This is a genomic window from Aeromonas sp. Prich7-2 (genome assembly GCF_017939255.1).
Classification (GTDB): Bacteria; Pseudomonadota; Gammaproteobacteria; order Enterobacterales; family Aeromonadaceae; genus Aeromonas; species Aeromonas caviae.
On record NZ_JAGKRI010000024.1, the window covers coordinates 34,855 to 42,993 of the forward strand.

General features: G+C 63.3%; 9 protein-coding genes. All 9 read left to right on the forward strand.

What is annotated here, in order from left to right; all coding sequences use genetic code 11:
- The first annotated feature begins 32 nt into the window (after nt 1-32).
- The 9 genes from J9892_RS05785 to J9892_RS05825 all read left to right on the forward strand — a co-directional run bounded on the left by J9892_RS05785 (nt 33) and on the right by J9892_RS05825 (nt 7,967).
- Nucleotides 33-911 (forward strand): hypothetical protein, encoded by an 879-nt coding sequence (locus tag J9892_RS05785; protein WP_010675584.1) that lies wholly within the window; start codon nt 33-35, stop codon nt 909-911.
- A gap of 205 nt (nt 912-1,116) precedes the next feature.
- On the forward strand, nt 1,117-1,659 hold the full coding sequence (locus J9892_RS05790) for a YtfJ family protein (RefSeq protein WP_010675585.1): 543 nt from the start codon (nt 1,117-1,119) through the stop codon (nt 1,657-1,659).
- 43 nt (nt 1,660-1,702) lie between these two features.
- Complete coding sequence (locus J9892_RS05795; protein ID WP_080768013.1) at nt 1,703-1,993, forward strand: hypothetical protein; 291 nt, start codon at nt 1,703-1,705, stop codon at nt 1,991-1,993.
- A 36-nt stretch (nt 1,994-2,029) separates the two neighbouring features.
- Nucleotides 2,030-2,626, forward strand: a complete 597-nt coding sequence (locus J9892_RS05800) for a DUF2796 domain-containing protein (protein ID WP_210538052.1) — start codon at nt 2,030-2,032, stop codon at nt 2,624-2,626.
- Nucleotides 2,627-2,630: 4 nt separating this feature from the next.
- Complete coding sequence (locus tag J9892_RS05805; RefSeq protein WP_139737276.1) at nt 2,631-3,317, forward strand: ABC transporter ATP-binding protein; 687 nt, start codon at nt 2,631-2,633, stop codon at nt 3,315-3,317.
- Between the two features lie 58 nt (nt 3,318-3,375).
- Nucleotides 3,376-4,623, forward strand: a complete 1,248-nt coding sequence (locus tag J9892_RS05810; RefSeq protein ID WP_200163752.1) for an ABC transporter permease — start codon at nt 3,376-3,378, stop codon at nt 4,621-4,623.
- A 31-nt stretch (nt 4,624-4,654) separates the two neighbouring features.
- Nucleotides 4,655-5,131 (forward strand): DUF3299 domain-containing protein, encoded by a 477-nt coding sequence (locus J9892_RS05815; RefSeq protein WP_200163753.1) that lies wholly within the window; start codon nt 4,655-4,657, stop codon nt 5,129-5,131.
- 121 nt (nt 5,132-5,252) lie between these two features.
- Nucleotides 5,253-6,101, forward strand: a complete 849-nt coding sequence (locus tag J9892_RS05820; protein WP_128343787.1) for a TIGR03899 family protein — start codon at nt 5,253-5,255, stop codon at nt 6,099-6,101.
- Between the two features lie 237 nt (nt 6,102-6,338).
- Nucleotides 6,339-7,967, forward strand: coding sequence for a PAS domain-containing methyl-accepting chemotaxis protein (locus tag J9892_RS05825; protein ID WP_210538053.1), 1,629 nt, complete (start codon nt 6,339-6,341; stop codon nt 7,965-7,967).
- Nucleotides 7,968-8,139: the final 172 nt, after the last annotated feature.

Consider the following 8,139-nt stretch of genomic DNA (forward strand, 5'->3'; position numbering starts at 1 on the left):
TTGTTTATTATCAACCTAGGCGGAGGCGCACCATGAAACTGGCACAAGGCTTTCTGTGCAGTCTGCTCTTCGGCACCATGGCGCAGGCCAACGAGATCAACCTGAGCTGGCAGTGGCAATCTGCGGATGGTCAGCAAAAGCACCTGCAATTGACGGCAGATGAGCGCACCTTTTCAGCCAGCCGTCACGAGATGACACAGCTCGACACCGCCCTCAACTTCCCGCTGGAAACACTCTACTCCTACATCAGTCCACGCCTCTACAACAGCATCAACCAGATCAACCAGCACAGCCCGGAGACGGCCACCAAGTTCCGCAACCTGGAACAGGCCTTTACCCTGCACGACAGCAGCCTCGAATCCGCCCAGTTCTGGCAGGCCTACCGGCAATATCAGGAGGACGCCTTCTACGAGATGCGGGTCCAGCCCTGCGTGCACCCGGCCAACCAGAAGCTGCCCTGTGTGCGCCCCAACTACTCCCAGCTGTTCTATCAGTTCAAGGGAGACCTCAAACCCCTGGCACAGCAGTTTTCGGCCAAGGATCTCGCCACCAGCGTCACCCTGCTGCAGGAGTGGCTGAGCGGCATCCCCACCCCGCCCGAGCAAATGGACCACTTCGCTCCGCCCTTGCAGGCCCTGCAGGACAACAAGGCCGACAGCGACGAGAAGGCGCTGCTCATGGCCAGTTTGCTGGCGGAGCTGGCGCCCCAGTACAGCCTCAGCATCATCTATCCGAACATCAGCATCGGCAGCGTCTCGCCGGCCTGGCTCGCCATCACGGCCGACAGCGGCCTTGAGGGAGACACCCTGGTGATCGGCAATCAGCGCCACGTGCTGCTCACCGGTTCTCCCCTGCTGGCCCAGCAGATGACCATGGCCCAGATTCCCTTGATCAGCGAACCGCTCTACTAGCCTCTTCTGACCATCACTTGCTTTTGATGGATGACATGCCATCCTTGCCGCCGTCATTGGGGGGATGGCGACCATGTTGACAAGATCACCGTCGCACCCTGTATTATTTAACACCTTTTAAACAGATCCGATCAGTTTAGGATGTTCAGGGTCCCATTCCCTCGACCCAAAAATCGTTATAACATCACAAAGGAGTGTCATCCGGATGAAACATCTCGTGCTTACTCTGGCGCTGCTGCCAACCCTGGTCATGGCCCACAACATCAAGGAATCAACCCAGGTGCCGCTGGTCAACATCAGCGACAAGGGGGAGCTGGTGCTCAAGGAGAAGGAGATCAGCTATCAGCCCTGGCAGAGCAAGGTCCTGACTGGCAAGGTCTTCCTGATCCAGCACATTGCGGGTCGCTCCAGCGCCAAGGAGCTCAATGCCCCCATGATCGAGGCGATCAAGGCGGCCAAGCTGCCCCACGACAAGTACCAGACCGTCACCATCATCAACAGCAATGACGCCATCTGGGGCACGTCCGGTTTCGTGAAGAGCAGTGCCGAGGACAGCAAGAAGGAGTTCCCCTGGTCCGCCATGGTGCTGGATGCCAAGGGGATGGCCCGCAACGCCTGGGCGCTTACCCCGGAAAGTTCGGCCATCATACTGCTGGATAAAGAGGGCAAGGTGCTGTTTGCCAAAGATGGCCAGCTCGATGCCGCCGAGATAACCAAGGTGATGGGGCTCATCCAGTCCCATCTCTGAATCAGAGAGAAGGGCGCTGATGGCGCCCTTTCCACAAGGGTCTATGGGTCGTTCCACACTGACAATCTGGGTGTTGCTGCTGGGCTGGTTGTGGATGCAACCGGCGCTGGCACAGCACCCTCTTGAAGCAGCCCTGCCCGATCACGGTCATGCCTGCACCCTCTGCGTCCTGCATCTGGATGGCAAGCTGGCACTGACGCCGACCCCCGTTCTCCCTCCCCTCTCCTCTGGCATCGACCGGTATATCGGCACTCCCCAACCGAGGGCGGCCACCGGCACCACGGGACATCGCCGTATCCGCGCCCCGCCGCCCCTTCATTGTTTCTTTTTTTGAACCAATCTTTTCTCTATTTATTCAAAAGGATTAACGATGAAAGCAGTCACCCTGTTTCTGGCCGCTGCCGCCTTCGGCGCCCAGGCCAATCACGACGAACACGAAAGCCACAGCCACGGTGCCCATGAGCACGGTCACGGCCACCTCAACCTGGTACTCGACGGCAACCAGCTGATGATCGAGTTGCAGGCCCCTGCCGCCGATCTGGTGGGCTTCGAGCATGCCGCCAACACCGATGAGGAGAAAGCGCAGTATGCCAAGGCGGTGGCCCGCCTCCAGCAGCCCGACGCCCTCTTCCGTTTCGACCCGGCCGCCGGCTGCAAGCTGACCCAGCAAGAGCTGCAGGAAGCCAAGGAAGATCATGACCATGAGCACGAGCACGAGCACGAGCACGAGCACGAGCACGACAAGGCTGATGGCGCTCACGATGAACACCATCACGACGACGCGGGCCATGCGGACATGGGGGCCATGTACACCTACACCTGCGCTACCCCGGCCAAGCTCACCGGTCTCGAGGCCACCCTGTTCAGCCTCTACCCGAGCCTGGAGAAGCTGAGCGTGCAGGGCATACTGCCCACCGGCCAGACCGCCGCCGAACTGACTCCGTCCGCCAACAAACTGGGCTGGTAACACCATGAAACATGCCGTGGTTGAGATCCGTGATCTGGCCTTTGCCTGGCCGGGTCACGAAGCCGTCCTCGATCTGCCCGCCCTTCGCATCCACGAGGGTGAGCGCGTCTTCATCAAGGGCCCATCGGGTTGTGGCAAGTCCACCCTGCTCGGGTTGCTGGCCGGCATCCAGACCGCCAACCACGGCACCCTGGAGGTGCTGGGCCAGCCCCTGGCCCGGCTTTCCGGCCGCGCCCGTGACCAGTTCCGGGCGGCCAATCTGGGGTACATCTTCCAGCAGTTCAATCTGCTGCCGTTTCTCTCGGTGCAGGACAACGTCACCGCTGCCCTCACCTTTTCACCCGCCAAGCGGGCCCGCCTGGCAGGGAGCCCCGAGCAGGAGGCGCGCCGCCTGCTGGCAGAACTGCAACTGCCGGATGAGGCACTCCATCGCCCCGTCCACGCCCTCAGCATCGGCCAGCAGCAGCGGGTTGCCGCCGCCCGCGCCCTCATAGGCTCCCCTCCTCTGGTGATAGCCGACGAGCCCACCTCGGCCCTGGACACCGACAACCGGGCCGCCTTCATCCGGCTGCTGTTCGAGGAGTGCGACAAGCAGGGGTCTACCCTGGTCTTCGTCAGTCACGATCCCTATCTGGAGCCCCTCTTCCCCCGGGTGGAGAACCTGCAACAGCTCAACCGGAGGGCGGCATGACCACACGCCATCATCTCGCAGCCCATCCGGCCATCTCCCCTTCACTGCGGAGGCTTTCATGCTGAAACTCGCCCTGCAAAGTCTCTGGGCCCGTCGCCTCACCGCCGGGCTCACCCTGCTGGCCGTCGCCATCAGCGTCACCCTGCTGCTCGGGGTGGAGCGGGTGCGCAGTCAGGCACGGGACAGCTTCGCCAACACCGTCTCCGGCACCGATCTCATCGTCGGCGCCCGCTCCGGCCAGGTGAACCTGCTGCTCTATTCGGTGTTTCGCATCGGCAACCCCACCAACAACGTGGGCTGGGACTCCTACCAGGCCATCAAGGCCAGGCCCGGTATCGCCTGGACCATCCCCCTCTCCCTTGGCGACTCCCACAAGGGGTTTCGCGTGCTCGGCACCAACGGGGACTACTTCACCCACCTGAAGTACGGCCAGCAGCAGGCGCTCGTCCTGCGCGAAGGTCGCCCCTTCGAAACACCGTTTGAAGCGGTGCTGGGTGCCCAGGTGGCCGAAAAGCTCGGCTATCACCTGGATCAATCCATCGTCATCGCCCATGGCGCCGGCAACACCTCGTTCAGCCAGCACGACAACATGCCGTTCAAGGTGGTGGGGATCCTGGCCCCCACCGGCACCCCCATCGATCGCACCATTCATGTGCCGCTGGCGGGCATAGAGGCGATCCATCTGGGCTGGGACACCGGTCGTCACAGCAAGAACGTGACCCCGGAACAGGCGATGGCGCTGGATCTCACCCCCAAGACCATCACCGCCTTCATGGTGGGGCTGAGCAACCGGATCCTGGCGTTCCAGTTGCAGCGCAGCGTCAACACCTATCCCAGGGAGCCCCTGATGGCCATCCTGCCGGGAGCCGCCCTGCAGGAGCTCTGGGGGCTGATGAGCGTGGCGGAGACCGCCCTGTCGGTGATCGCGGGCTTCGTGGTGGTGGCGGGCCTCATCGGCATGCTGACCACCCTGCTCGTCGGCCTCAACGAACGGCGCCGCGAGCTCGCCATTCTGCGCTCCCTGGGGGCGGGCCCTGCCCACCTCTTCCTGCTGCTGGCGCTGGAGGCGATGGCGCTCACCACGGCGGGCATCGCCCTCGGGGTGGCCGCGCTCTATCTCGGTCAGGGGCTTGCTAGCCCCTGGCTGCTCAGCCACTATGGCCTGCAAATGAGCCTGGGTCTGCCGAGCGCCTATGAGTGGCAACTGCTGGGCCTGGTCTGGCTGGCGGGCATGGTGATCGGGCTGCTGCCTGCCGCCCGCGCTTACCGCTACAGCCTGAGCGACGGCATGAGCATTCGCGTCTGACCCGACGCATCCGACCAAGAGAGAAGAACAGATGATGAAGTGGAAAATAGTGGCGCTGCTGGCCAGCATGCTGGTGCTGCCTGCCATGGCTGCAGATTACAAGACCATCGACTGGGATATCCTCATCCCGGAGGGGGAAAAACTGCTGCCACCGCCCCAGGTCAGCCATGATGGCGACTTCTCCTCGGTGCCGCAGCCGGTGGGGGGCGTCAACAAGAAGCTGGACAATCAGGAGGTGCGGATCCCCGGGTTCGTGGTGCCCCTGGAAGGGGATGCCAAGACCATCACCGCCTTCCTGCTGGTCCCCTACTTCGGCGCCTGCATTCACGTACCGCCCCCGCCCACCAACCAGGTGATCTACGTGAGCTACCCCAAGGGAGCGCCGGTGGATGACCTCTGGGACGCCATCTGGGTCAAGGGCAAGATGCACACCGTCAGCTCCAGCCACGAGATGGCCACCGCCTCCTACTCCATGGACGCGGTCGAGGTCAGCGTCTACGAAGAGTGAGCCCCTGATGGCCTCCCCCAGGAGGCCATTTTTTTATCCCGTGACGACCCCGGCAAAGGGATTGTTCATGGATCTGGTTGGAGTAACATTCACTACCAGACCTTGCCATCACGGAGCCAGCATGGCTGACCTGCCCCCCAAGAAAGAGAGTTCCATCCTGAGCAGCCAGGAGCAGACCCTGCGCCTGGCCCGCAGCCGCGGCATCGATGGCATGCTCACCCGCAACAGCGACAGCACCTTCGAGCAGCGCGCCACCTTCCGCCAGCTGGCGGAGCAGGCCACCCGCCAGCGCAATCTGGAATCCATCATGGTGATGGCCGCGCGCCACTGCGAAGAGACCGCCGCCGGCGGCGAGATAGACAGCGACTGGCTCACCCGCTTCCTGCAACTGGCCGAAGACATCAGCATGACCCCCATGCAGCAGTTGTGGGGCCGCATCTTCGCCCTGGAAGTGGCGACCCCGGGCCGCTTCTCCATCCGGGCCCTCAACACCCTCAAGGAGATGACCCAGCGCGAAGCCCAGCTGTTCCAGCGCATCTGCGCCCTCTCCTGCCACTACGAGGGCAGCGACGAGCAGCGTCTGCTGCTGGGCATGCACAAGGGGGCCAGCCTGCTCAGTCGCGCCAAGGTCACCCGAATGGGGCTCGGCAAATACCGGGTGCCCTACAGCGCCCTGCTGCTGCTGTGCGATCTCGGGCTGCTGCACCGTGGCGAGCTCGAATCCGGTCCCCTGCCCGCCGACGGGGTCGAGCTGGCCTTTGGCAACCAGCGCTGGCGTCTGCGCCAACGCCAGAGCAACCTCACCCTGCTCTATTACCGGCTCACCCCCGTAGGCAACGAGCTTGCCCTGCTGCTGGACGAGCCCCCCCTGGAGGAGTACCTGCAGGATCTGAAGACCCTGCTCTCCACCCACCTGCAGATAGAGACCCAGATGTCGGCCCCGGTCAGCGAGCCGGATCTGCCCGCCTGAGGCTGGCGGAGGCCCAGGCCCCGCCTTGCCAAATTGCGAAACCCGCCACGCCATTGCCAAAACGGCTCCCAAAAAGCGAATCCTGACGGCAGGGGCAGACGCGAGCCCGGGCCATGTTCCCCCCTCTGCGGGTTTTGAGCACAAAAGAGACATATAGAACGCAATTTAAGCGTTTTTGGGCACTCTGGTGTACGAATTGCAACCAGACGCTCTTTCCTCTGTCAGGCAGGAAGTACCATGAGAGTCAATCAACCCGTTACCCAGCGTGAGCGCCTCTACCCGTCGCACCAGAACCTGATCTCCACCACGGATCTGGAGAGCCGCATCACCTATGCCAACGACGAGTTCTGCCAGATAGCCGGCTTCACCCTGGAGGAGCTGCAAGGGGCCCCTCACAACCTGGTCCGCCACCCCGACATGCCGCCCCAGGCGTTTGCCGACATGTGGCGCCATCTGCGGGAAGGCAAAAGCTGGATGGGCCCGGTCAAGAACCGCTGCAAGAACGGGGATCACTACTGGGTCAACGCTTTCGTCACCCCCATTCAGGACGCAAGCGGCAAGGTGGTGGAGTACCAGTCGGTGCGCACGGCGCCGGACGACACGATCAAGCAGCGTGCGGAGCGGGTCTATGACGAGATGCGCCGCGGCAAGACCCCCCGGGCCCTGCGCCTGCCCCCCTGCTGCCACACCCTGGGGATCCACCTCTGCCTGATGGCACTACTGGCCAGCCTGGTCACCCTCGGCTATCAGCACGGCCCGGGCTGGCCTCTGCTCATCGGTGCCCTGCCCCTGGTGGTTGCGCTCGTCATCTGCCAGACCCTCTCCCGGCGCCTCGCCCGGCTGGAGACCCTGGCCCGCCACCGTTTCGACAACCCCTTGATGCAACTGCTGTATACCGGCCGGGTCGATCGTCTGGCTGCCGTCGAGCTCGCCATGAAGATGAATCAGGCCGAGTTCAATGCGGTGCTGGCCCGCACCCAGCAGACCTGCCAGCAGATCGTGCAGGCGGCGCAGACGGATCTGAACAATGCCGAGTCCATCACCGGCAACCTGCAACAACAGCAGGCCCAGACCAACCAGGTCGCGACCGCCATCACCGAGATGACGGCGTCCATTCGCGAAGTCTCCCACAGCTCGAGCGCCTCCTCGGACAGCCTGGACAACACCGCCGTGCTGTTTCGGGAGGGCAATCGCAGCGTGCTCGATACCGTGGCGGCGGTGGAAGGGGTTCACGGCGAGCTGCTCACCTCCCGCGCCGTGATAGAGGCGCTGGCCAGCCAGTGCCGCGCCATCGACGGCATCCTGGACGTCATCAACAACATCGCCAACCAGACCAACCTGCTGGCCCTCAATGCGGCCATCGAGGCGGCCCGGGCGGGCGAGTCCGGTCGCGGCTTCTCGGTGGTGGCGGACGAAATCCGCACCCTGGCCATCAAGACCCAATCCTCCACCGGCGAGATCCAGCAGATGATAAGCCTCTTGCAGGCCAGCGCCGACGATGCCCAGCAGGCCATGGCGCAGGGGGAGCAGCTCTCCGCCAGTTGCCGCCTCAAGGCCTCCGCCACCGGCGACGTGCTGCAGCAAATAAGCGATCGCCTGCTGCAGGTGACCGCCGGCAGCAACCAGATAGCCCAGGCGGTGCAGGAGCAATCCCTGGTCACCCAGGACATCCACCACAGCGTGCTGAACATCAAGCGCCTCGCCGATGACTCCAGTCAGGGCAGTCAGCATGCAGTGCAGGGGGTTGTGGCGCTGGTGCGGCAACTCGGGGAACTGGAGCGGCTGGTGCGCCAGTTTCAGCAACGCCCCTCCCCCCATGCCGCCAGTGCGCCCTTGCCTGGCGACCAACCCCTGCTCGCCCGCTAAGCCTTCAAGGAGGAAACCAGACCTAAGGAAGGTGCGAACAAGTTCCTGATATGAGATCATCATGTTCATCCGGAGCGCATCCCAGAGGGACATCATGAGCCATCAACTCACCTTCGCCGATAGTGAATTCAGCACTAAGCGCCGTCAGACCCGAAAAGAGATTTTCCTCTCC

Coding starts and splice junctions, on each gene's coding strand:
- J9892_RS05800 (WP_210538052.1), top strand. CDS start 2,030: ATGAAAGCAGTCACCCTGTTTCTGGCCGCTGCCGCCTTCGGCGCCCAG.
- J9892_RS05815 (WP_200163753.1), top strand. CDS start 4,655: ATGATGAAGTGGAAAATAGTGGCGCTGCTGGCCAGCATGCTGGTGCTG.
- J9892_RS05820 (WP_128343787.1), top strand. CDS start 5,253: ATGGCTGACCTGCCCCCCAAGAAAGAGAGTTCCATCCTGAGCAGCCAG.
- J9892_RS05790 (WP_010675585.1), top strand. CDS start 1,117: ATGAAACATCTCGTGCTTACTCTGGCGCTGCTGCCAACCCTGGTCATG.
- J9892_RS05805 (WP_139737276.1), top strand. CDS start 2,631: ATGAAACATGCCGTGGTTGAGATCCGTGATCTGGCCTTTGCCTGGCCG.
- J9892_RS05810 (WP_200163752.1), top strand. CDS start 3,376: ATGCTGAAACTCGCCCTGCAAAGTCTCTGGGCCCGTCGCCTCACCGCC.
- J9892_RS05795 (WP_080768013.1), top strand. CDS start 1,703: ATGGGTCGTTCCACACTGACAATCTGGGTGTTGCTGCTGGGCTGGTTG.
- J9892_RS05785 (WP_010675584.1), top strand. CDS start 33: ATGAAACTGGCACAAGGCTTTCTGTGCAGTCTGCTCTTCGGCACCATG.
- J9892_RS05825 (WP_210538053.1), top strand. CDS start 6,339: ATGAGAGTCAATCAACCCGTTACCCAGCGTGAGCGCCTCTACCCGTCG.